The following is a 22420-nucleotide window of genomic DNA, read 5'->3' on the forward strand; positions in this document are numbered from 1 at the left end:
AGCGGCCTTGTTCGAAGTCGACGTCCACGCCGTCCAGGGCCTGGACCACGGCCTGGCCACGGCCGTAGGTCTTGGTCAGGGAACGGGCCCGCACGACGGGCGACGTTCCGTGCACATTCTCGGTGAGGTCCATGCAGCCGACGCTACGCAGCGCCGTGCGCGGCCGCGTCCGGCCGGGGTCCGATCCTGCCGGGCGGCCGGTCATACCCAGGTCGTACCCCGGACCCTGGATCCGGTGGTGCCGCCGCGCGGGCGGCACCACCGCCGGCGTCAGGGCCGGATGTTCTCCAGGTCTGCCAGCAGGCCCGGATGCGTCGGCGCCCAGCCGAGCTCCTCGCGGGTCCGGGCGGCCGACGACGGCTGGTCCGCGGCGAACACCGGGCCGAGGGGTCCGAAGGCGTCCTGCGGCACCGGCTCGACCGGCAGGCCCAGGCGCCGTCCGATGACGGCCGCGATGTCCCGCACCTGGTCGCCCTCGTCGGCCACGGCGTGCCAGGACGTGCCGGCCGGCGCCTTCTCCAGGGCCAGCCGGAACAGCACGGCGGCGTCGAGGGCGTGGACGGCCGGCCAGCGCTGGGTGCCGTCGCCCGGGTAGCCGGAGACTCCCGTCCGGCGCGCGATGCCCGTGAGCATGCCGGCGAACCCGCCGTCGCCCTCGTTGTGCACGGTGCGCGGCAGCCGCACGGCGGAGCTGCGGACCCCGCGCGACGCCAGGTCCAGGACAGCCGTGACGGCCCGCCCGCGGCCGCCGACCGGCCCGTCCGTGGACGGCGGGTCGGTCTCGGTGCTGGGGCGCCCCGGGGCGACGGGCGTCCCCGAGACGACGACGAACGGCCTGTCGCTGCCGGCCAGCTCGTCGCCCAGGGCGGCCAGGGCCGCGCCCTCCTCGGCGACGCAGCGGGCGAGCGCCTCGGCGCTGCTGAAGTCGTTGCCGAAGGCGAGGTGGACGACGCCGTCGGCACGAGCGGCCGCGGCGCGCAGGGCGTCCAGGTCGGTGAGGTCGCCGCGGAGCGGCTCGGCACCGGCCTCCTCGACGGCTCGTGCGGACGCGTCGGAGCGGGCCAGGGCGAGGACGCTGTGGCCGCCCGCCAGGAGCTCGGCGACGACGGCGGACCCGACCAGGCCGGTGCCACCGGTGACGAAGACGTGCATGGCAAACTCCCGAAGGTGATGGGACTCTTGTCTCATCACCGTACCAGAGTGATGGGACAAGAGTCCCATCACATAGGATGGCCGCATGGCGCGATGGGAACCAGGGGCACGGGAGCGGCTCGTCGTGGCGGCGGTCGACCTGTTCACCGAGCAGGGGTACGACGCGACGACGGTCGCGCAGATCGTCCAGCGGGCGGGCGTCACCAAGAGCACCTTCTTCCGGTACTTCCCGGACAAGCGCGATCTGCTGGTGGCGGGACAGGAGACGCTGAGCACCCTGCTGACCGAGGGCATCGCCGGAGCGCCGGACGGCGCGGGCCCCCTCGCGGCGGTGGCGGCCGGCCTGGAGCGTGCGTCGAGCGCGTTCGGCCCGATGAACCGGGAGATCGCCCCGCGCCTGAAGGCCGCGGTCGCCGCGAGCACCGAGCTGCAGGAGCGGGACGCGCTCAAGAGCGTCGGCCTCGCCGCCGCCATGACCGGCGCCCTGCGGGAGCGGGGCGTCCCGGAGACGACGGCGCAGCTCGCCGCCGAGCTGGGCGTCCTCGCCTTCAAGCGCGCCTTCGCACGGTGGTCGGAGGCCGAGCGCGAGGAGGACTTCGCCCCGTACGCGCTGGCTGCCCTCGACGAGATCCGGGCGGCCGGCGCGGCGCTGGACTGAGGTTCTCGCTCTCCCCGGCCGGTGGGTGAAAAGCCCGTCTCGACCCGTGGAGTCCGTCCCGGGGGGCGGTTAAGTGAGGTTAGGCTTACCTGCGTGACCCCAACTGCTCTGCGTGGCGACGACCTCGTGCTGGGCTACCAGCGCGCCACCGTGGTGCACGGCGTGGCCGTGCACCTGACGCCGGGCGTCGTCACCGCGCTCGTCGGCCCGAACGGCTCCGGCAAGTCGACGGTGCTGCGCTCGCTCGCCCGGCTGCACCCCGTGCAGCAGGGCAGTGTCAGCCTCGGCAGCACACCCGAGGACACGGTCGACGTCGCACCGTTGTCCGCACGCGACTTCGCGCGCCGCGTCACGCTGCTGGCCCAGTCCCGCCCGCACCCGGCCGGCCTCGACGTGCACGACGTCGTGGCCTTCGGCCGGCACCCGCACCGCCGCCGGTTCGCCGCGCTGACCGATGCCGACCGTGCCGCCATCGACCGCGCCATGACCATCACCGGCGTGACCGGCATGGCCCGCCGGGGCGTCGACCAGCTCTCCGGCGGCGAGCTGCAGCGCGTCTGGCTGGCCACCTGCCTCGCGCAGGAGACCGGCGTCGTGCTGCTGGACGAGCCCACCAACCACCTCGACCTGCGCTACCAGGTCGAGACCCTCGACCTGGTGCGCGACCTCGCCGAGGAGCACGGCACCGCCGTCGGCATCGTGCTGCACGACCTGGACCACGCCGCCTCCGTCGCCGACTCGGTGGTCCTGCTGCACCAGGGCCGCGTGCTCGCGTCCGGGCCGCCCGCGCAGGTGCTGACCGGCGAGCACCTCTCGCACGCGTACGGCCTGCCCATCGACGTCACCACCGACCCGGGGACCGGTCGCGTCCGGGTGCACCCGCGCGGCCGTCACCACGGCCGGACCCGCTGACCGTCCGCCCGACCTCCAGCCCCCCCCGGGCGCCGCCGGCGCCCCCGCCCCCCCGCCCGACCCCCGGCCCCCCCGGCCCCCCCCCCCCCCCCCCCCCCCCCCCCCCCCCCGGGGCCCCCCCCGCCCCCCGCGACCCCCTGCCGTACCGCGGGACGCACGGTCCCGCCCCGACACCGCCCGCCGCACCGCGCAGCGTGTCGGCACCGACCGGTGTGCGCCCGCGGCGCACGCCACGAGAACGAGGAGACCCATGTCCCTGCGTACGAAGGCCGCCCTGACGGGCGCCCTCCTGCTCCTGCCGCTGACGCTCGCGGCCTGCGGGACGACCGACCCCGGCGCCGCCGCGTCGTCGGCCCCCGCCGAGGCCGCCTCGGGCGACTGCGCCGACGTGACCACGTCGACGGACCCCGTGACGCTGACCGACTCGTTCGACCGCACGGTCGAGCTGGACAAGCCCGCCGAGCGGGTCGCCGTGCTGGAGTGGCAGCAGACGGAGGACCTGCTGAGCCTCTGCGTCACCCCCGTGGCCGTGGCCGACGTCGCCGGCTACGGCACCTGGGTGACCGCCGAGGAGCTGCCCGAGGGCGTCACCGACGTCGGCACGCGCGGTGAGCCCAACCTCGACGCCCTCTACGCCACCGAGCCGGACCTGGTGATCGTCGAGGCGTACACGCCCGACGACGAGATCATCGCCAAGCTGGAGGCCTACGACGTCCCGGTGCTGGCCACCAAGGGCGCCGACGCCGCCGACCCGATCGCGAACATGCTCGGCACGTTCGACCTCATCGCGCAGGCCACCGGCCGCACCGAGCGGGCCGAGGCCGTCACCGAGGAGTTCGAGCAGCACCTGGCACAGGGCAAGGAGGCGATCGCAGCGGCCGCCCCCGAGGTGACCGACTTCGTGTACTTCGACGGCTGGGTCGACGGCGGCAACGTCGCCATCCGTCCCTTCGGGCAGGGTTCGCTGATCGGTGAGATCGGCGAGGAGCTCGGCCTGACCAACGCCTGGACCGGCGAGGTGGACCCCGCCTACGGCCTGGGGCAGTCCGACATCGAGGGCATGACCGAGGTCGGCGACGCGAACCTGCTGTACACCGGCACCAGCGACCCCGACGGCGACTGGACCGGCGAGCTCACCGAGAACGACGTCTGGGCGGGTCTGCCGGCCGTCACCGAGGACCGCGCGCAGGCGTTCCCGGAGGGCATCTGGACGTTCGGCGGCCCGCGCTCCGCGGAGCAGGTCGTCGACGCCTACGTCGACACGTTCACCGAGTAGTCCGCCGTGACCGCCACGCAGTCGCCCTGCCCGGCCCGGACCCTGCCCGAGGCCCCGGCGTCGCGCCCCGCCGCCTGGGCGACGGGCGGCGCCACCCTGGTGGTGCTCGCGCTGGCCGTGCTCGCCGTCGGTGCCTGGCACCTGACGCAGGGCACGTCCGGCGTGGGCACGGCGGACCTGTTCCGTCTGCTCACGGGCTCGTCCGCGGGCGACGACGCGGCGGTCCGCGACATCCTCGTCGGTTCACGCCTGCCGCGCCTCGCGGCGGGCGTGTCCGTCGGGTTCGCCCTCGGCGTGGCCGGGGCGCTCTTCCAGTCGATCGCGCGCAACGCCCTGGCCTCGCCGGACACGCTGGCGGTGACCGCCGGCTCCTACGTGGCGGTGGTCGCCGTGGCGGCCTTCGGCATCGCCGTGCCGCTGTGGGCCTCCGGTGCCGTCGCGTTCGCGGGCGGCATCGCGGCCGCGGCGCTCGTGCTGGGACTGGCCGGCGGCGCGGGATCGTCGTCCACGCGCCTGGTGCTGGCGGGGTCCGCCGTCGCGCTCGCGCTGCAGGCCGCGGCGTCCGCCCTCCTCATCCTGTTCGAGAACGAGACGACGGGCCTGTTCGCCTGGGGCAGCGGCTCCCTGACCCAGCTCAACCTCACCGCGTTCTGGCGGGCGCTGCCCGTGGTGGTGCTCGCCACCGCCGGCGGGCTGCTCATCTCCCGGCGGCTGGACGTGCTCGGCCTCGGCGACGACACGGCCGGCGCGCTCGGTGTGCCCGTGCGCTCGACCCGCGCCGTCGGCGTGCTGCTGGCGGTGCTCCTCACCGCCGCGGCCGTGACCCTGGCCGGACCGCTCGGGTTCGTGGGGCTGGCCGCGCCCGTCGTCGCCCGGCTGCTGGCCAGGGTGGTCCCCGCGCTGCACCGGCACGCGATCCTGCTGCCCGCCGCCGGCCTGCTCGGTGCGTTCGTCGTGCTGCTCGCCGACGCCGTCGTGCGCGCCCTGCTCGGCGCCGAGGACGCCCTGTCGGTGCCCACCGGCGTGGCCACCACGCTCGCGGGCGCGCTGGTCATGGTGCTGCTGGCGCGGCGGCTGCGCGACGCCGGGCCGTCCCGCCGCCCGCCCGCCGCGACGGCCGGACCACGCAGCACACGCCGGTTCGCCGCGGTGCTCGCGGTGTGCGTCGCCCTGGCGGCCGGCGTGGCGCTGCTCGGGCTGCTCGCCGGGTCCACGTGGCTCCGCACCGGCGACATCGCCCTGTGGCTCCAGGACCAGGGACCGGCCGTGGTGCGGTTCGCGCTCGACGAGCGCGCGCCGCGCGTGCTGGCCGCGCTCGCCGCGGGTGCCGCCCTCGCCCTGGCCGGCACGATGGTGCAGGCCACCGCCCGCAACCCGCTGGCCGAACCCGGGATCCTCGGCATCACCGGGGGAGCGGGCCTGGGGGCGGTGGTCGTGGTCACGGCCGTGGCCGGCACCGCGTGGGGCAACGGCGTGGCCGCGAGCACCGGCGGCATGCTCACGGCGGCCGTGCTCGGCGGCCTGCTCGCCTTCGCCCTCGTGTACCTGCTGGCCTGGCGCGGCGGCCTGCACGCCGACCGGCTCGTGCTCATCGGCATCGGCCTGGGCTACCTCACCACGGCGCTGACGACGTTCCTGCTGCTGCGCGCCGACCCGTGGAACACCCCGCGCATCTACACCTGGCTGTCGGGCACCACCTACGGGCGCACGCTGGAGCAGGTGCTGCCCGTGGTGGTCGTGCTGGCCCTCGCCCTGCCGCTCGCCGTGGTCGTGCGGCGCGAGCTCGACCTGCTCGCCCTCGACGACGACACGCCGCGCCTGGTCGGCGTCCGGCTGGAGCGGTCCCGGCTGCTCGTGCTCGCCCTGGCGGCCGGGCTGGCCGCCACGAGCGTGACGGCCGTCGGCGTCGTGGGGTTCGTCGGGCTCGTCGCACCCCATGCGGCGCGGGCCCTGGTCGGCGCGCGGCACACCCGCGTGCTTCCCGTGGCGATGCTCCTCGGGGCCGTGCTGCTCGGCCTGGCCGACACGCTCGGCCGCACCGTCATCGCTCCGGCGCAGCTCCCCGCCGGGCTCGTGGTGGCGCTGCTCGGGGCGCCGTACTTCGTGTGGCTGCTGGCGCGGTCACGGGCGTGAACCCGTGGGCGTCGCCGGCGCGGGACGGTGACGTCAGCGCACCACCGCCGCGATCGCGCTGACCTCGATGAGCGCGCCCGGGACCCCGAGTCCGGCGACACGGGCTCCGAGCACCAACGGCGGCTCCTCGGCGGCCAGCAGCGGCGCGATCGCGCCGTAGGCGGCCGCGAGGTCGACGCCGTCGACGAAGAGCACCGTCCACTGCACCACGTCGGCGTAGGTGGCACCGGCCGCCGCGAGTGCGACGCCCGCGTTCTCCAGGGCGCGGACCGACTGCGCCGCGACGTCGCCGGCACCGACGAGCGCGCCGTCGGCGTCGACGGCGTTCTGGCCGCCCACGTAGATCGTGGTCGCACCGGGCGGGACGACGGCGACGTGGCTGAAGGCGGGGCTGGCGACGAGCCCCTCGGGGCGGAGACGCTGGATCGAGGTCATGTGCCCGATGCTCGCACGAGCCACTGACACTGCCGGCGCGACCGGCTCGCGGTCAGCCGAACAGCCGCCGGAACACGTTCGTGTCCGCGAGGTCCACCAGCTCGTCGCCGCGCCCCGACAGGATGGTGCGGATCGCGTACAGCGTGAACCCCTTGACCTGCTGCGCCGTGATCGCCGGCGGGATCGACAGCTCCTGGCGCGCCGTGACGACGTCGACCAGGGCCGGGCCGTCGTGCTCGAACGCCGTACGCAGGGCGCCCTCCAGGTCGTCCGGCTGCTCGACGCGCTGGCCGTGGATGCCCACCGCGCGTGCGACGTCGGCGAAGCTCGGGTTGTCGAGATCGGTGCCGAAGTTCACGAAGCCCGCGGCCTTCATCTCCACCTCGACGAAGTTCAGCGACGAGTTGTTGAACACCACGATCTTCACCGGCAGGCGGTTCTGCCGCAGCGTCAGCAGCTCACCGAGCAGCATCGCGAGCCCGCCGTCGCCGGCCAGGGCGATCACCTGCCGGTCCGGGAAGGCCGACTGTGCGCCCACGGCCTGCGGCAGGGCGTTGGCCATCGTCCCGTGGTTGAAGGACCCGACGAGCCGGCGTCGGCCGTTCATCGTCAGGTAGCGGGCCGCCCAGACGACCGGGGAGCCGACGTCAGGCAGGAACACCGCGTCGTCGTCGGCGAGCTCGCTGACCAGCCGCGCCACGTACTGCGGGTGGATGGGCTCGCGGTTGCGGTCGTTGTCCGCCAGGTCGTCCAGGTCCTTGCGGGCCCTGGCGTAGTGCTTCAGGCAGGAGTCGAGGTGCTTGTGGTCCCGGTGGTCGTCCAGCAGGGGGAGCAGGGCGTCGAGGGTGTCACCGACGTCACCCACCAGGGCCAGGTCCACGGGAGTGCGCCGGCCGAGCTGCTCGCCGCGCAGGTCGACCTGCACGATCTTCGCCTTCGACGGGTAGAACTGCTGGTACGGGAAGTCGGTACCGAGCATCAGCAGCGCGTCGCAGCTCTCCATGGCGCGGTAGCCGGAGGAGAAGCCGAGCAGGCCCGTCATGCCCACGTCGTACGGGTTGTCGTACTCCAGGAACTCCTTGCCGCGCAGCGCGTGCACGATCGGTGCCTTGAGACGGCCGGCGAGCTGGAGCACCCGGTCGTGGGCGCCCTGCGTGCCCGCGCCGCCCAGGATCGTGACCCGCTTGGCGGCGTTCAGGATCTCGGCCGCCTGCCGCAGCCCGTCGTCGTCGGGCCGCACCACGCTGCGCGACGCCCGGAGGGGCGCCGACCTCCTGCGGTCCGCGCCCTCGGCCAGGAAGATCTCGCCCGGCACGACGACGACGGCCACACCGCGCCGCTCGACCGCCGTCCGCATCGCGATCTCCAGCACCCGCGGGAGCTGCTCGGGCGTGCTCACCAGCTCCGTGTAGACGCTGCACTCGCGGAACAGCTCCTGGGGGTGCGTCTCCTGGAAGTAGGTGCTGCCGATCTCCACCCCCGGGATGTGCGCCGCGATGGCGAGCACGGGCACCCGGCTGCGCTGGGCGTCGTAGAGCCCGTTGATCAGGTGCAGGTTGCCCGGCCCGCAGCTGCCCGCGCACACCGTGAGCTCGCCGGTCAGCGCCGCCTCCGCGCCCGCCGCGAACGCCGCCGCCTCCTCGTGCCGCACGTGCTGCCACGTGAGCCGCTCGCTGCGGCGGACGGCGTCCGTGAAGCCGTTCAGCGAGTCGCCCGGCAGGCCGTAGACCCGCTCGACGCCGGCGTCCTCGATGATCTCGACCATGGTCTCGGCGACGTTCGGCATGCATGCTCCCGTCTCGGCTGCGGCCCTGCCGGCGACCCGGCCAAGGCCGGGCCGGCAGGTCCACCCGAACCTAAGCCCGCCCCGGGGAGGTCGCAACGCCGCCGGCTTCCTGGCCTGCTTGGCTGCCTGGCTGCCTGGCTGCCTGGCCTGCCTGGCTGCCTGGCTGCCTGGCCTGCCTGCCTGCCTGCCTGGCCTGCCTGCCTGGCCTGCCTGCCTGCCTGCCTGGCCTGCCTGCCTGGCCTGCCTGCCTGGCCTGCCTGCCTGCCTGGCCTGCCTGCCTGGCCTGCCTGCCTGGCCTGCAAGGCCCCGCTGACCTCGGTCAGATGCACCGGTTCAGGAGCGCAGGTCGGTCGCTTGCCTCGAGATCGGTCCATCAGCGGACCGATCTCGAGGCAAGAGGCCGAACACGCCGGGGCAGTCGGTGCACATGACCGATCTCAGGGCCCCGCCCGGCCTACCGTGGGGTATGACCTCCTCGCGGACACCCGGCGCCGTCCTGGCCTGGCTGCTCGACAGCGACCCCGCCCTGCGCTGGCAGGTCGAGCGGGACCTGGCGGGCGAGCCCGACGCCGTCTGGCAGGCCACACGGGCCCGCGTCGCCACCGAAGGATTCGGCGCACGCCTGCTCGCGCTCCAGGACGACGCCGGCACGTGGGCCGGCGGAGCGTTCTTCCCGGCCGGCTTCGACTTCCACGGCCCCGAGGCCCAGCCCGGCGCCGGGCAGCCGTGGACGGCGACCACGTGGTCGCTCACCAGCCTGCGCGAGTGGGGCGTGCCCGCCCGGGTGCTGGGGGACACCGCAGCGCGCATCGCGGCGAACGCCCGCTGGGAGTACGACGACCTGCCCTACTGGGACGGCGAGGTGGACGCCTGCATCAACGGCTTCACCCTGGCCAACGGCGTGTGGCTCGGGGCGGACGTCGGCGGGATCGCCGACTGGTTCGTCACCCACCAGGCGGCCGAGGGCGGCTGGAACTGCGAGTGGGTCGAGGGGTCGACCCGGGCCTCCGTCCGCTCCACGCTCAACGGGCTCAAGGGCCTGCTGGTGCACGAGGCGGCCACCGGCGGCACCGGCGCCACCCGCGAGGCGCAGGCCCGTGCCGAGGAGTACCTGCTGGCGCGGCACCTGATCCGGCGGCTGTCGACCGGCGAGCCGTTCGGCGACTGGGTGTTCCGGCTCGCCTACCCGTTCCGCTCGTTCTACGACGTGCTCAGCGCCACCGACTACTTCCGTGCCGCGTCGGTGCTGCGCGGCACACCGCCCGACCCGCGGCTGGCGGACGCCGTCGAGCACGTCCGCGCGCAGCGCAGGCCGGACGGCACCTGGCTCCAGGCCCGCCGCCACCCGGGACGGGTGTGGTTCGAGGTCGACGTCGACGCCGGGCAGCCGTCGAGGTGGCTGACGTTCCACGCGGCCCGGGTGCTGGCCTGGTGGGACACGGCTCAGGTCGGGTCGGGGCGCGAACCCTGATGGGGGCGAACGTCAGAACGCAGCGAGACACGTGGCAACGGCCGGGGCGACCGTCGAAGGCGCCGGCCGATGCTCTCGTAGGAGCCCGCTGACGGGTCGGGGCTCGCCCCGAGCGGCCGTGGCTCGACGTCGAACAGCAAGGTCCGCTGCAGCGGTTCCAGTCCGCTCGTGTCGCCTGACAAGCCCATGGATTCCAGAGCCTGGAACGAGGTGCCCGCCCGGTCGAGGGAAGCCAAGGACGGCTCCTCACGGCACGCGGCGTAGAGCGCCGCGAACTCGTCCGCCGCCCTCCTGAGGAATGCGGCGCACGACGCAGGGAGGGGGTTGAGGCCGACCTCGATCCGGCGCTGGTTCAGCCCGGCCTCCGCCGAGTCCCATCGGGTGGGCAGCTGCTCGCACAGTCCGGAGACGTGGCGCAGCTCGGCGTTGACCTCGCGGGTCAGGTGGGTGAACCTGACGGCCTGCGTGAGTCCAGAACCAGCCGGCAGGGCCCGGGCACGGCAGAGGTCCAGCATGTGGGGTGCGAGACGTGCCGCCTCGCTCCAGGCGGCCTCGATCAGGTCCCACTCGCGCCGAGAGATCCGGGCGGCCCGACGGCGCTCTGCGACGTCGTCCTGGTGTTCTGCGAGGCGCCCGACGACGACGAGTGCGAACGGCACCGCGAACAGGAGCCCCGTCAGCGAGGACAGCAGGTTTGCCGCGAACCCCAGCCCGTCCCACCAACCGCGCAGGTCCCCGGCGAGGCCGACGATCGAGAGCGCGGCCCCGGCCGGCGGCAGGGTGAGACAGACGGCGCGCGTCGAGGTCGGAAGCTCGGCCCATGCCGACGCCAGCGGCCGTCCGCCGGGACGCGCTCGGTGCGCTCCGTCGTCCTGCGGCCCGGTTGGTTCGCGAAGGTCCAGTTCCCACGTGAGGTGCCTGACCACCTCGTCATCGAAGCAGAGCACCGCGGTCATGTCGAGGCCCCCGGGCTGCACGGGGACCGGGCGCCCGAGGGCCCCCTACCGGGCGCTCGCGGCCAGCCCCGTCGCGGTGTCCACCAGGTCGTCCAGCGCGGCCGACCGGACGCCCGCGGGCCAGGCGAGCAGCGTCGTCACCTCGGGGGCGTCGACGACGGGCACCGCCACGTGCTCCGGCCACTGCCAGGCCCGGCTGGACCCCGGGATGACCAGCAGCGTGCGGCCGAGCGCGACGAGCTGCGCGAGCTGGGACTGGCTGCGCACCTCGGGGCCGGGGCCGGGCGGGTAGGTGCCGTCGTGCAGCGGCCAGCGCGCGATCGGCAGGTCGGGTACGTCGCTCACCTCGGCCAGGGTCAGGCTGGTGCGTGCGGCCAGCGGATGGGAGCCGGGCACGATCGCCACCTGCCCCTCGGTGCGGATCTCGACGGTGTCCAGGCCGGTGAGCACGTCGTAGGGGGCGTGCACGATCGCGACGTCGGCCTGCCCGCTGCGCAGGAGCTGGTGCTGCCCGCCGATCTCGCACAGCAGCACCTCGACGGGGGCGGCGCCGGGCCGGGCGGCGTGGGCGTCGAGCAGCTCCTTGAGCAGCTCGTGCGCGGCACCCGCCTTCGTCGCGAGCACCAGGCCGGGTTCCGGCGTCGCGGCCCGGCGGGTGCGGCGGGCCGCGGCCTCGACGGCGTCGAGGGCGACCCGGGCCTCGCCCAGGAGCGTCCGCCCGGCGGCCGTGAGGGACACGCCGCGCCGGTCCCGGTCGAGGAGCACGACGCCGAGGCGCCGCTCGAGCTGCTGGACGGCGCGCGACAGCGGCGGCTGGGCCATGTTCAGGCGCTCGGCCGCGCGACCGAAGTGCAGCTCCTCCGCCACGGCGACGAAGTACCTCAGCTCGCGCGTCTCCAGTGCGTCCATGGGCGCAGGATATCGGTGATACCGCTGGGGTATCAGGGTCGATCGAACCGGTCTTGGACGCCGCGCCGGTGCGGGCCGCACGATCGACGTGGGGCCGGACGGCGGCAGACCGCTCGCCCTCCGCGACCCCCCTGACGGAAGGCCACCACGTGAGCACCACCACCCCCACCCTGCCCGGCGGCACCTGGACCCTGGGCGACATGACCGTCACCCGGTTCGGTTACGGCGCCATGCAGCTCGCCGGTCCCGGGGTGCTGGGCCCGCCCGCCGACCGGGACGGCGCCCTCGCCGTCCTGCGCGAGGTGGTCCAGCTCGGCATCACGCACGTCGACACCGCCGGGGCCTACGGGCCGTGGATCACCAACGGGCTCATCCGCGAGGCCCTGCACCCGTACCCGGACTCGCTGCACGTGATCACGAAGGCCGGGGCGACCCGGGACGAGCAGGGCGGGTGGCCGGTCGCCCGCCGCCCGGAGCAGCTCCGCGCCCAGGTCCAGGGTGACCTGGAGTCGCTCGGGCTCGACGCCCTGGACCTCGTCCACCTCCGGCTCGGCAACGGGCAGGGGCGGCACCAGGAGTCGCTGGCCGAGGCGTTCGAGACCATGGCCGAGCTGCAGCAGGAGGGTCTGGTGCGGCACCTCGGCCTCACCAACGTGACCGCGGAGCAGGTGGACGAGGCCCAGGCGATCGCGCCGATCGTGAGCGTGCAGAACATGTACAACCTCGCCTACCGGGACGACGACGAGCTGATCGACCGGCTCGCCGCGCAGGGCATCGCGTACGTGCCCTGGTTCCCGCTCGGCGGGTTCAGCCCGCTGCAGTCCGAGGCCCTGACCGCCGTCGCGGAGCGCCTCGGCGCCACCACGATCTCGGTCGCGCTGGCGTGGCTGCTCCAGCGTTCGCCCAACATCCTGCTGATCCCTGGCACGTCGTCGATCGCGCACCTGCGGCAGAACGTCGCCGGTGCGGGTCTCGTTCTCGGGCCGGAGGACGTCGCGGAGCTGGACCGGATCGGCGGGCGGCCCGTGGTTTCACCCGGGTGACGTGACCGGTTTCCGAGTGTCCGGGCTGGTGCGACCCATATGCTGCCGGGTGGGAGCGCTCCCCGCACGCGGTGGTTCGGCCGCGGCGGGCGGGTGCGCGAGGTGTTGACGACGGGGAGCGCATGGCGGACGGGCGGGAGCCGGAGAGCGAGCAGGACCTGACCTTTGCCGACCCGGTCGCGGGGCCGCCGGGTGCGTCGGCGTCCGAACAACTGCCCCCCGGGTCGTACCCGCCGGGTCCCGCGCCGTACCCGGGTGCCACGCCGTACACGGGCTCCGGTCCGTATGCGTCCCCGGCCGGCCAACCGGCTCCGAGCAACCCCCAGGCGACGGCGAGCCTCGTGCTCGGCATCGTGTCGCTGCTGCTGAGCGTGCTGTTCGTGCCGGCGTTCCTGGGTGTGGTCCTGGGTTTCGTCGGGCTGGCCCGGTCGCGCCGGACCGAGCCGCCGACGGGGCGCGGTGCGGCCGTCACCGGCATCGTGCTGTCCGTGGTGGGGGTGGTCCTCGGTGCCCTGCTCGTGGCGGGTGCGGTGGGCGTCGTCTCCGACCTGGCGGCCGAGATCGAGCAAGAGGCTCGGTCGACAGCGGCCGGGGAGGAACCGGACGGTCCTGGTGCCACGCCGTTCGACCCCCAGGACTTCGACGAGGTGGACACGCGGCAGTGGGAGTCGATCACGAAGGACCCGGCAGGTGCCGAGGGGCGTCCGGTCGTGGTCTTTGCCGAGGTCGTGCAGTTCGACGACGACACGGGCGACGACCGGTTCCTCGCGGTGGCCGGGGTGGACCGCCCCGGCGCCTCGGGTGAGCTGGAGTCCAGCGCGGTCTTCGTCGGGCAGGAGGCCGCGCTCGCCGCGGTGCGGGCCGGCGACGTGCTGCGGATCCATGCCGTCGTGACCGGCTCCATGGAGCTCGACACCCGGCTCGGCGGGACGTCCACGGTTCCGGTGCTCACCATCGCACGCACCGAGGACGTCGGGTTCGTGGACCTGGGCAAGGACTTCACGATCGGTGCGGCGGCCCGCGACCAGATCGACCTGCTCCGGGTCCCGGTCACCGTGACCAACGGCGGCACCCGGCCGTACACCTACTCCGCCCGGCTGGTCGCCACGAGCAAGGACGGCAGGACCACCTACGACGAGGGGACGGTCCTCATCGAGGGGCTCGCGCCCGGACGGGAGGCGACGACCGACGTGCCGTTCTTCGACGAGCTGCCCGACGGCGTCGTCTTCCGGGTGCAGGGCGCCGAGCGGTACCCCGAGTGACGGCGACGCAGGAGTGGCACCCGGACATCCGTCGCGACCTCGTGCCGGGGCGCTCGGCGTGGTTCTGGGGACAGGTGTGGCGCGTCACGGGCGTCGCCTGGATCCCGTTGATGACCATGACGCTGTTCGCCGCGGTGTACGGGTCGCCCGCCTACGTGATCGTGTCCCTGGCGGTGTGGGGCCTGTGCGCGGTGCTGTTCGGCGTGCGCAACCTCGGCAGCCCTCTCACCTGGCTGGAGGGCCGGCAGGAGCAGGCCGAGCGGGCTGCCGGCTACACCACGGCGGTCGGGACCAGGGTGGCCGACGAGGACCTGGTGGACGTCGATGTCGTGGACCCGCGGTCCGGGCGGGTGATCCGGCTGGCCGGTGAGCACATGCCGCGCGCCTTCTTCAACGACCGGGCGGCGTTCATGCGCGACCGGCTCCGCCGTGTGCGGGCGGCGGGGGAATAGTCCGCGCCACGACATTCGATCACTATCGATCAGAATGTTGACCGTGTTGCAGGGTCCGTCCTAGGTTCTGGCCAAGCAGAGCGCAGAGCGGCGCCCTCAAGCGATCAGAAACGATCATCGCTGATCGCCGCTCCGCGCGCCGTTCCCAGTCAACGACGACGGAGAGTGCCCCATGCCACGTCTGCACCCCCGCACGGCCCGATCCACGGCCGTCGCCGCAGCCCTCGCGCTCGCCGCGGGCGGCCTCCTTGCCCCGTCGGCCAGCGCGAGCGCCCCGCGCGGCCCGGCCGCGGCCGCGCCGTCGGCCACCGTGCTCGGCCCGACGGGCGATGCCGCCGCGCTGCCCGTGCTCCGCCTCGACGATCCGTCGATCGACTGGCGCGAGCTGCTGGTCGACCGCGACGACGTCGAGCGCCGCGCCGACGGCACCGCGTACAACACGTTCGGCGGGTTCGGCTCGGTGTCCTGCAACAACACCAGCAAGCTGCTGCTCGACTACAAGGAGGAGCAGCCCGAGGCCTACTGGCGCATCATGCGGATGCTCTTCGACCCGGTCACGGGCGCGGGGCTCAAGCACATCAAGGTGGAGCTCGGCGCCGACAGCAACTCGTCGTCGGGCGCGGAGCCGGCCACCAAGCGCAGCGCCGACGAGCCCGCGAACGTGCTGCGCGGCGCCGGCTTCCATTTCATCGCCGATGCGCTGTCGATCAACCCGGACATCGAGACCGAGGCCCTGCGCTGGGGCGAGCCGTCCTGGACCGGCAACGATCCCGTGAAGCGCTACCAGTGGTACAAGGAGACCATCGATGCCGCGTACGACACGTTCGGCGTCGAGCTCGACTGGATGAGCCCGTCGCAGAACGAGGTGCGGGGCGGTACGTATCAGGCGGCCGAGCTGGCGTGGACGGTCCAGTTCGCGCAGTGGCTGGAGCGGGACGCGGCGGCGCCGGACGCCCGCTACGACTACTCGCACATCAAGATCGTGGCGCTGGACTCCTACCGCGAGGGTGACGCCGTCGCGGCCCGCATCCTGGCCGACCCCGAGGCCCTGGAGCAGGTCGACGCCCTCGGCTACCACTACGACATCGTGGGCGGCCCCAACGTCACGCGGCTGAACAAGGAGTTCGGCAAGGAGATCCTGTACTCCGAGGGCGTGGCCCCGATGATCGACCCGCAGTACCGCCTCGCCGCGGACCCGTCCCGCGGAGGCGTCGGCGGCACGGTCTCGGCCGCCGACATCGCCGACCGGTTCATCAACGCCTACCGCTGGAGCGCCGCCGGCGCCGACCCCGCGCACATGACGACGTTCCTGTTCCAGCCCGCGGTCAGCGCCATGTACGAGGGCACGCAGTACTCGCCCAAGCACCTGGTGCGTGCGTCCGACCCGTGGTCGGGCTACTGGGAGGGCGACGTCGGCCTGGTCGCGGTGCGGCACTTCCACCAGTTCGTCGGTGACGGCTGGGAGTACGTCGAGGGCGCCACGGGCGGCGACGGCACCAAGGGCGACGGCGGCACGAACGTCGACACCTCGACCCGCACCGTGCTCACGGCCCGCACACCCGCGGGCGCCGACGGCGAGGCGCAGTGGTCCCAGGTGCACGCCAACAACACCCGCACCGACCGGTACTTCGAGGTCAAGGTGGCCGACCTGGGCACGGCCGGCCGGCCGCTGTACGCGTGGGAGACGCGCGGCCCGGACGCCGGCGAGGAGTACGACGCGAACTACCTCCAGAACACCGGCGTCTACGAGCCGGTCCGCACGGAGACGATCGACGGCGTCGAGCACGACGTCTACCAGGTCAAGGTGCCCGCCTACTCCATCCTCACGCTGTCGACGCTCGCGCACGGCACCTCCGGTGCGACGGCCGAGTACGTGCCGGGCGACCTCGCGCCGGACGCGGAGGACACCATCCTCCCGCTGCCCTACCGCGACGACTTCGAGTACGACGAGTACCCGGTCACGACCGTCGGCGGGCGCGAGATGACCTACCTGGAACGCCGCGGCGGCACACCGCGCTACACGGCGGACCAGGACGGCGCGTTCGAGGTGGTGGACGCCGGCCACGGGCACGTGCTCCAGCAGCAGATCCACGCGGGCAACCGCGGCTTCACCTGGAACGTCTGGGGCAACGGCCGGCAGGACGTGCTCCAGACGGCCGCGCCGTCCACGGTGCTGGGCGACCACCGCTGGGCCGACTACGCGGCCGCCGTGGACTTCCGCCTGGACGGCGTGGACCGCGACGCGAGCCTGGCGAACTATGCGGGACTCGGCCTGCGGCAGACGTACGCGCGCGGCGGTGACCAGGCCACGTACGCGGTCCGTGTGCACGAGGACGGTCGGTGGCAGCTCCGCAAGCTCGACCAGGTCGTGGCCTCGGGTGCGGTGGCCGGGTTCGACGCGGCCGCGTGGCACCGGCTGGCCGTCGAGGCGCGCGGGAACATCGTCACGGCGACCCTGGACGGCGTCCGGCTCGGGCAGTACACGGACTCGTCGGCCAACCCGGTGCTCGCGGGGCGGATCGCGCTGACCAGCGGGTTCTACAACACCCAGTACGACAACCTCGCGGTGACGCCGGTCCAGGGGTACGCGTGGGCCTCGGAGAAGATCGACGACGCCGACCCGCGCCTGACCTACCCGGACGGGTTCACGTTCGCGCAGGCCGGGTACGCCCACTTCAACCGGACACAGCACGTGCTGACCGCGGGCCGTTCCGTGACCGTCCCGTTCCGCGGCACCGGGCTCAACCTCTTCGGCGCCACGGCCGCGGCCACCCTGGAGGTGCGGGTCGACGACGGCGCGCCGCGCACGGTGCAGGTGGGGCCGGCCGGCACGCGCGAGACGTCGTACTGGCTGCGCGACCTCGGCAACCGTCCCCACACGGTCGCGGTCCGGGTGGTCAGCGGCACGTACACGCTGGACGGCGTGGACGTGCTGACGCCAGGACGTCCATGACCAGCGAGGCCTGAGACGTCGTGAGTTCGGTGGGGGGGGGGGGGGGGGGGGGGGGGGGGGGGGGGGCCGCGCCCCCCCCCCCCGCCCCCCCCCCCCCCCCCCCCCCCCCACCGAACTCGCGTGCGCTACGGGACCGTCGGCAGCGCATGGGTGGCGCCCGTGCCCGCGTCGATCAGGGCCGCGTGGCTCAGCGTGCCGGTGAGCGGCACGATCTCGTAGACCGCCTCCAGGACCAGCGGGGTCTGCTCCAGCCGGGCACGCGTCGCCACGGTCACGTGGGGCGTCCAGATGCCCGGCACGTAGTGCTTGTGCAGCTCGTCGCCGGAGGCACCCAGCGCCTCGACCAACCGTTCCTGGCGCACCGCAAGCGCGCTGGTGACAGCCGGCACCAGGCTCATCCGGCCGCGCCGGAACGCGGCGACGGCGTCGAACCGCACGGTGGTGGGCCCGGCGTCGGGCAGCGTCTCGACGGCCGCGCGTACCCGGTCCAGGTCCCACGACCGCAGGACCGCCAGGGACAGGTGGGGCACGTGGTTGCCGTGCGTGTGCGAGGCGAGCGTGGGCACGCCCGCCTCCTCGAGCCGCTGCCAGAGGCGCCGCAGGACCCGCTCGGTCGGCCTGTCGAACAGCAGGCATACGGCCAGTGCCACGGGTGCAGCCTAGGACCTGTCCCGTGAATCGCCTCGCAGGCCTCGCGCTTCCTCCCGCAACGAATGTTCGCGGTGTCGGTTGACCGAGCGGTAGGGGCTGACGGGAGGATGGCTCGGTGGAAGCTCCCAGCGATCTGTCCGAGCGTCGGGACCGTGCGTTCGAGCGATGGCACGATCTCCAGCGGAACTGGCGCCGGCGCGCGCGCCTCAACAAGGCGGCGACCATCGTCCTGACCTATGCGAGCGTGGGTCTTGCGGCAGCCGCAGCGGTTCTCGCCACGGTCGGAAGCAGCCCTGGCTGGGTGGTCGCGGTGACCTCCGGCGGATCGGCCCTGGCGACCGCCGTCCTCGCCTCGGTGCGGAGCCGAGATCAGTGGACATCGGCTCGGTTCGTTCAGATGCGCCTGCACACCGAGCGTTTTCTCTACGAGCAACAGGCGGGGGACTACGCCCGACCAGAGCTCCCGTCGGACGAGGCGCGCCTGCGACTCTTCGCCGAGCGGATCAGTGAGATAGCGCTGTCCGGCCACGACGCGTGGGCCGCGATCGTCGAGAGCGGAGACCTCGACGGCTCGAACGCGCTGAAGGCCGGACCGCAGGTGTAGCACGGCAGGACCGCCGCGCGTCGACGTACTCGCGCAGCGGCTGTCCGTCCCGACCCCGCACAGCTCAGCCGTCGACACGTGGTCACCGCATCCGTGCTGGGTGGCACCCAGCCCTTGACGGTCATGCCGAAGCGCTCGTAATATCCGGACCGCAATGCTGCAAGAAATTGACAGATGACGAGCACAAAGCAGTGCACGTGCTGCAACTCTTCAATCTCGCCCCCGGCGCCGGATCCTCGCATGCCGGTTCGGTGGCGTTGCCGCGACCCACCCCAGGGCGACGCAGCCCACGGGTGGACGACGCCCGCCCCGGCGGGAGAACGAGGACGTTCATGAGAATCCCCTGGAAGCACACGGTCGTGGCGAGCGCCGCGCTGGCACTGGTCGCCCCGCTCGGCCTGGCCGCCGTCGCACAGGCCGCGGACGCCACGAACCTGGCGCTCGGCGCGCCGATCACGGCGTCGTCCGTGACGCAGGACTACGTGGCGGGCAACGCCAACGACGGGAACACCGGCACCTACTGGGAGGGGGCGGGCGGGCAGTACCCGGCGCACCTCACGGTCGACCTCGGCCGGGAGGCCGACGTCGACCGCGTCGTCGTCACCCTGCCGCCGCCCGCGGCCTGGTCGCCGCGCACGCAGACGTTCAGCGTGCTCGGCCGGTCCGACGGCGAGTCGGCGTTCCGGACGCTCAAGGCCCCGGCCGCCTACGCGTTCGACCCCGCGAGCGGCAACCGGGTCGAGATCCCGCTCGACGGCGCGGCCGACGAGGTGCGGCTCGCGTTCACCGCCAACACCGGCGCGGGCAACGGCCAGGTCTCCGAGCTGCAGGTGTGGGGCACCCCCACGAGCGACCCCGACCCGACCGATCCCACCGACCCGCCGGACCCGACCGGCACCAACTACGCCGCCGGCCGCCCGGCGGTGGCGTCGTCGGCCGAGTGGACGTACGTGGCCGCGAACGCCGTGGACGGGCAGACCGGCACCTACTGGGAGGGCGCCGGCGGGCAGTACCCCGCCACGCTCGACGTCTCCCTGGCCGCACCCACGCAGCTCGGCAGCGCGCGTGTGCGCCTCAACCCGGACGGCGCGTGGGGTCCGCGCACCCAGACGTTCTCGGTCTGGGGGCGTACCGGCACGGGTTCCTGGCAGGAGCTCAAGGCCTCGGCCGGCTACGCCTTCGCGCCCGCGACGGGCAACGTGGTGGACATCCCGCTGACCGGCACCGTGACGGACGTGCGCCTGCGGTTCACCGGCAACACCGGCGCGGGCAACGGGCAGGTCGCGGAGCTCGAGGTCTACGGCGCCCCGGCGCCGAACCCGAACCTCACCGTGACTGCGGTGACCACCGCCCCGGCGTCGCCCACCGCGACCACGCCGGTGACGCTCACCGCGACCGTCAAGAACACGGGCGACCTCGCCTCGGCGGTCACGACGCTCGACGCGAAGGTCGGCGGCAGCACGGCCGGCTCGGCCGACGTCGCCGCGCTCCAGCCCGGCGCGACCGCCCAGGTGGAGGTCGCGGCCGGCACCCGGCCGGCCGGCGAGTACACGGTGGGCGCCGTCGTCGACCCCGGCGACGAGGTCGCCGAGCAGGACGAGACCGACAACGCGTTCACGGCCCCGGCCAAGCTCGTGGTCGGGGAGGCGCCCGGGCCCGACCTGGTGGTCGTGTCGGTGTCCTCGGACCCGGCCAACCCTGCGGTCGGCGCGGCCGTGTCCTTCTCGGTGCAGGTGCGCAACCGCGGCGACGAGCCGGTCGCCGCCGGCTCGGTCACCCGCGTGGTCGCCGGCTCGACCACCCTGAACGGCACGACGCCGGCCGTCCCCGCGGGCGGCACCGTCACCGTCACGCCGTCCGCGACGTGGACGGCGACCAACGGCGGTGTCACGGTGACCGCCACGGCGGACGCTACCGACGTGGTCGACGAGACGAACGAGGACAACAACACCGGCACGCTCGCGGTGACCGTGGGGCGCGGCGCCGCCGTGCCGTACACCACGTACGAGGCCGAGGACGGGCAGCACAACGGCACGCTGCTGGAGACCGACCCGCTGCGCACGTTCGGGCACACCAACTTCGCCACCGAGTCGTCGGGCCGTGAGTCGGTGCGGCTGACCAGCACGGGCCAGTACGTGCAGTTCACGTCCACCAACCCGACCAACTCGATCGTCGTGCGCAACTCCATCCCCGACGCCGCCGGCGGCGGGGGACAGGAGAAGACGATCAGCCTCTACGCGGACGGCCAGTTCGTGCAGAAGCTGACGCTGTCGTCCAAGCACTCCTGGCTGTACGGCACCACCGACCAGCCCGAGGGCCTCACCAACACCCCGGGCGGCGACGCCCGCCGCCTGTTCGACGAGTCGCACGCCCTGCTCGGCCAGTCCTTCCCGGCGGGCACCGTGTTCAAGCTGCAGCGCGACGCCGGCGACGACGCCGCGTTCTACATCATCGACCTGGTCGAGCTGGAGCAGGTGGCGCCGCCCGCCTCGAAGCCCGCGCAGTGCACGTCCATCACGGAGTACGGGGCGGTCCCGAACGACGGGCTGGAGGACACGGCCGCCATCCAGGCCGCCGTCACGGCCGACCAGGAGGGCGAGATCGACTGCGTGTGGATCCCGGCGGGGCAGTGGCGCCAGGAGAAGAAGATCCTCACCGACGACCCGCTCAACCGCGGCACGCACAACCAGGTGGGCATCAGCGACGTCACCATCCGCGGCGCGGGCATGTGGCACTCGCAGCTCTACAGCCTGATCAAGCCGCACCTCGCCCCGGGCGTCATCAACCACCCGCACGAGGGCAACTTCGGGTTCGACATCGACGACAACGTCCAGATCTCCGACATCGCGATCTTCGGCTCGGGCGACATCCGGGGCGACAACGGCCAGCAGGAGGGCGGCGTCGGCCTCAACGGGCGGTTCGGCCAGAACACGAAGATCACCAACGTGTGGATCGAGCACGCGAACGTGGGCGTCTGGGTGGGTCGCGACTACTCGAACATCCCCGAGCTGTGGGGTCCGGGCGACGGCGTCGAGTTCTCCGGGATGCGGATCCGCAACACCTACGCGGACGGCATCAACTTCAGCAACGGCACGCGCAACTCGCTCGTGTTCAACTCGTCGTTCCGCAACACGGGCGACGACGCACTGGCCGTGTGGGCCAACCCGTACGTCAAGGACCGCGCCGTGGACATCGGGCACGACAACGCGTTCCGCAACAACACCGTCCAGCTCCCGTGGCGCGCCAACGGCATCGCGATCTACGGCGGCTACGACAACACAGTCGAGAACAACCTGGTCTACGACACGATGAACTACCCCGGGATCATGCTGGCGACCGACCACGACCCGCTGCCGTTCTCGGGCACCACGCTGATCGCCAACAACGGCCTGTACCGCACGGGCGGGGCGTTCTGGAACGAGGACCAGGAGTTCGGGGCGATCACGATCTTCCCGCAGACCCACGACATCACCGGGGTCACCATCCGCGACACGGACATCGTCGACTCCACCTACGACGGCATCCAGTTCAAGAACGGCGGCGGCAACATGCCCGACGTCCGGATCACGAACGTGCGGATCGACCGGTCGAACAACGGCTCCGGCATCCTCGCGATGGCGGGTGCCCGGGGCAACGCGATCCTGTCGGACGTGACCGTCACGAACTCGCGCGACGGTGACATCGAGAAGGAGCCGGGCTCGCCGTTCACCTTCACGGGGCAGTAGGGCCGCAGGCCGTCCCGTGTGACGGGGTGCCGGGTGGGCTGC

At 73.6% G+C, this 22420-nt stretch carries 17 protein-coding genes; 11 read left to right on the top strand and 6 right to left on the bottom strand.

The features are described 5' to 3' along the window. Positions 1 to 270: 270 nt before the first annotated feature. Complete coding sequence (locus ACIBBF_RS23625; protein ID WP_397418344.1) at positions 271 to 1152, bottom strand: SDR family oxidoreductase; 882 nt, start codon at positions 1150 to 1152, stop codon at positions 271 to 273. Between the two features lie 85 nt (positions 1153 to 1237). On the opposite strand from ACIBBF_RS23625, the gene ACIBBF_RS23630 reads away from it, so the two are divergent. From ACIBBF_RS23630 to ACIBBF_RS23645, 4 genes are all read left to right on the top strand, one after another. Then, on the top strand, positions 1238 to 1810 hold the full coding sequence (locus ACIBBF_RS23630) for a TetR/AcrR family transcriptional regulator (protein WP_397418346.1): 573 nt from the start codon (positions 1238 to 1240) through the stop codon (positions 1808 to 1810). A 93-nt stretch (positions 1811 to 1903) separates the two neighbouring features. Continuing rightward, positions 1904 to 2722 carry an ABC transporter ATP-binding protein gene (locus tag ACIBBF_RS23635; protein ID WP_397418348.1) on the top strand — a complete coding sequence of 273 codons (819 nt, stop codon included), beginning with the start codon at positions 1904 to 1906 and terminating at the stop codon, positions 2720 to 2722. Between the two features lie 250 nt (positions 2723 to 2972). Next, entirely contained in the window at positions 2973 to 3998 is a 1026-nt protein-coding gene (locus ACIBBF_RS23640) for an iron-siderophore ABC transporter substrate-binding protein (protein ID WP_397418350.1), read from the top strand. A gap of 6 nt (positions 3999 to 4004) precedes the next feature. Further along, positions 4005 to 6131 carry an iron ABC transporter permease gene (locus tag ACIBBF_RS23645; protein WP_397418352.1) on the top strand — a complete coding sequence of 709 codons (2127 nt, stop codon included), beginning with the start codon at positions 4005 to 4007 and terminating at the stop codon, positions 6129 to 6131. A gap of 33 nt (positions 6132 to 6164) precedes the next feature. Here ACIBBF_RS23645 and ACIBBF_RS23650 read toward each other — a convergent pair whose 3' ends face one another. Together ACIBBF_RS23650 and poxB are read right to left on the bottom strand one after the other, a co-directional pair. Beyond that, complete coding sequence (locus tag ACIBBF_RS23650; protein ID WP_397418354.1) at positions 6165 to 6566, bottom strand: RidA family protein; 402 nt, start codon at positions 6564 to 6566, stop codon at positions 6165 to 6167. Positions 6567 to 6618: 52 nt separating this feature from the next. After that, the gene (gene poxB, locus ACIBBF_RS23655; protein ID WP_397418356.1) at positions 6619 to 8352 is read right to left on the bottom strand and encodes a ubiquinone-dependent pyruvate dehydrogenase; all 1734 of its coding nucleotides are present in this window, start codon (positions 8350 to 8352) and stop codon (positions 6619 to 6621) included. Between the two features lie 466 nt (positions 8353 to 8818). Between poxB and ACIBBF_RS23660 the strand changes: the two genes are divergently transcribed. After that, positions 8819 to 9823: a squalene cyclase gene (locus tag ACIBBF_RS23660; protein ID WP_397418358.1), complete on the top strand. Its 1005-nt coding sequence runs from the start codon at positions 8819 to 8821 to the stop codon at positions 9821 to 9823. Here ACIBBF_RS23660 and ACIBBF_RS23665 read toward each other — a convergent pair. Then, on the bottom strand, positions 9796 to 10779 hold the full coding sequence (locus tag ACIBBF_RS23665) for a hypothetical protein (RefSeq protein ID WP_397418360.1): 984 nt from the start codon (positions 10777 to 10779) through the stop codon (positions 9796 to 9798). The two genes, ACIBBF_RS23660 and ACIBBF_RS23665, sit on opposite strands and share 28 nt — an antisense overlap. Before the next feature lie 45 nt (positions 10780 to 10824). Then, positions 10825 to 11688 carry a LysR family transcriptional regulator gene (locus tag ACIBBF_RS23670; protein WP_397418362.1) on the bottom strand — a complete coding sequence of 288 codons (864 nt, stop codon included), beginning with the start codon at positions 11686 to 11688 and terminating at the stop codon, positions 10825 to 10827. Positions 11689 to 11837: 149 nt separating this feature from the next. Between ACIBBF_RS23670 and ACIBBF_RS23675 the strand changes: the two genes are divergently transcribed. The 4 genes from ACIBBF_RS23675 to ACIBBF_RS23690 all read left to right on the top strand — a co-directional run bounded on the left by ACIBBF_RS23675 (position 11838) and on the right by ACIBBF_RS23690 (position 17398). Then, positions 11838 to 12731 (top strand): oxidoreductase, encoded by an 894-nt coding sequence (locus tag ACIBBF_RS23675; RefSeq protein WP_397418364.1) that lies wholly within the window; start codon positions 11838 to 11840, stop codon positions 12729 to 12731. Positions 12732 to 12853: 122 nt separating this feature from the next. Next, on the top strand, positions 12854 to 13993 hold the full coding sequence (locus tag ACIBBF_RS23680) for a DUF4190 domain-containing protein (RefSeq protein WP_397418366.1): 1140 nt from the start codon (positions 12854 to 12856) through the stop codon (positions 13991 to 13993). After that, positions 13990 to 14445, top strand: a complete 456-nt coding sequence (locus ACIBBF_RS23685) for a hypothetical protein (RefSeq protein ID WP_397418368.1) — start codon at positions 13990 to 13992, stop codon at positions 14443 to 14445. Before ACIBBF_RS23680 ends, ACIBBF_RS23685 begins: the two co-directional genes overlap by 4 nt. A 172-nt stretch (positions 14446 to 14617) precedes the next feature. Next, the gene (locus tag ACIBBF_RS23690) at positions 14618 to 17398 is read left to right on the top strand and encodes a hypothetical protein (RefSeq protein WP_397418370.1); all 2781 of its coding nucleotides are present in this window, start codon (positions 14618 to 14620) and stop codon (positions 17396 to 17398) included. A 125-nt stretch (positions 17399 to 17523) separates the two neighbouring features. On the opposite strand, the gene ACIBBF_RS23695 is transcribed toward ACIBBF_RS23690, so the two are convergent. Continuing rightward, positions 17524 to 18048 (bottom strand): 2'-5' RNA ligase family protein, encoded by a 525-nt coding sequence (locus ACIBBF_RS23695; protein ID WP_397418372.1) that lies wholly within the window; start codon positions 18046 to 18048, stop codon positions 17524 to 17526. Between the two features lie 116 nt (positions 18049 to 18164). Between ACIBBF_RS23695 and ACIBBF_RS23700 the strand changes: the two genes are divergently transcribed. Next, positions 18165 to 18653: a DUF4231 domain-containing protein gene (locus ACIBBF_RS23700; RefSeq protein ID WP_397418374.1), complete on the top strand. Its 489-nt coding sequence runs from the start codon at positions 18165 to 18167 to the stop codon at positions 18651 to 18653. 332 nt (positions 18654 to 18985) lie between these two features. Beyond that, positions 18986 to 22378 carry a CARDB domain-containing protein gene (locus ACIBBF_RS23705; RefSeq protein ID WP_397418376.1) on the top strand — a complete coding sequence of 1131 codons (3393 nt, stop codon included), beginning with the start codon at positions 18986 to 18988 and terminating at the stop codon, positions 22376 to 22378. Positions 22379 to 22420: the final 42 nt, after the last annotated feature.

The sequence above is a fragment of the Promicromonospora sp. NPDC050880 genome, from assembly GCF_044456525.1.
Taxonomy (GTDB): Bacteria; Actinomycetota; Actinomycetes; order Actinomycetales; family Cellulomonadaceae; genus Promicromonospora.

Bases quoted from the DNA above. Each gene is read 5' to 3' on its own strand.
- ACIBBF_RS23680 (WP_397418366.1), top strand. From the start codon at position 12,854: ATGGCGGACGGGCGGGAGCCGGAGAGCGAGCAGGACCTGACCTTTGCC.
- ACIBBF_RS23640 (WP_397418350.1), top strand. From the start codon at position 2,973: ATGTCCCTGCGTACGAAGGCCGCCCTGACGGGCGCCCTCCTGCTCCTG.
- ACIBBF_RS23650 (WP_397418354.1), bottom strand. From the start codon at position 6,566: ATGACCTCGATCCAGCGTCTCCGCCCCGAGGGGCTCGTCGCCAGCCCC.
- poxB (WP_397418356.1), bottom strand. From the start codon at position 8,352: ATGCCGAACGTCGCCGAGACCATGGTCGAGATCATCGAGGACGCCGGC.
- ACIBBF_RS23670 (WP_397418362.1), bottom strand. From the start codon at position 11,688: ATGGACGCACTGGAGACGCGCGAGCTGAGGTACTTCGTCGCCGTGGCG.
- ACIBBF_RS23690 (WP_397418370.1), top strand. From the start codon at position 14,618: ATGCCACGTCTGCACCCCCGCACGGCCCGATCCACGGCCGTCGCCGCA.
- ACIBBF_RS23705 (WP_397418376.1), top strand. From the start codon at position 18,986: ATGAGAATCCCCTGGAAGCACACGGTCGTGGCGAGCGCCGCGCTGGCA.
- ACIBBF_RS23625 (WP_397418344.1), bottom strand. From the start codon at position 1,152: ATGCACGTCTTCGTCACCGGTGGCACCGGCCTGGTCGGGTCCGCCGTC.
- ACIBBF_RS23660 (WP_397418358.1), top strand. From the start codon at position 8,819: ATGACCTCCTCGCGGACACCCGGCGCCGTCCTGGCCTGGCTGCTCGAC.
- ACIBBF_RS23630 (WP_397418346.1), top strand. From the start codon at position 1,238: ATGGCGCGATGGGAACCAGGGGCACGGGAGCGGCTCGTCGTGGCGGCG.
- ACIBBF_RS23665 (WP_397418360.1), bottom strand. From the start codon at position 10,779: ATGACCGCGGTGCTCTGCTTCGATGACGAGGTGGTCAGGCACCTCACG.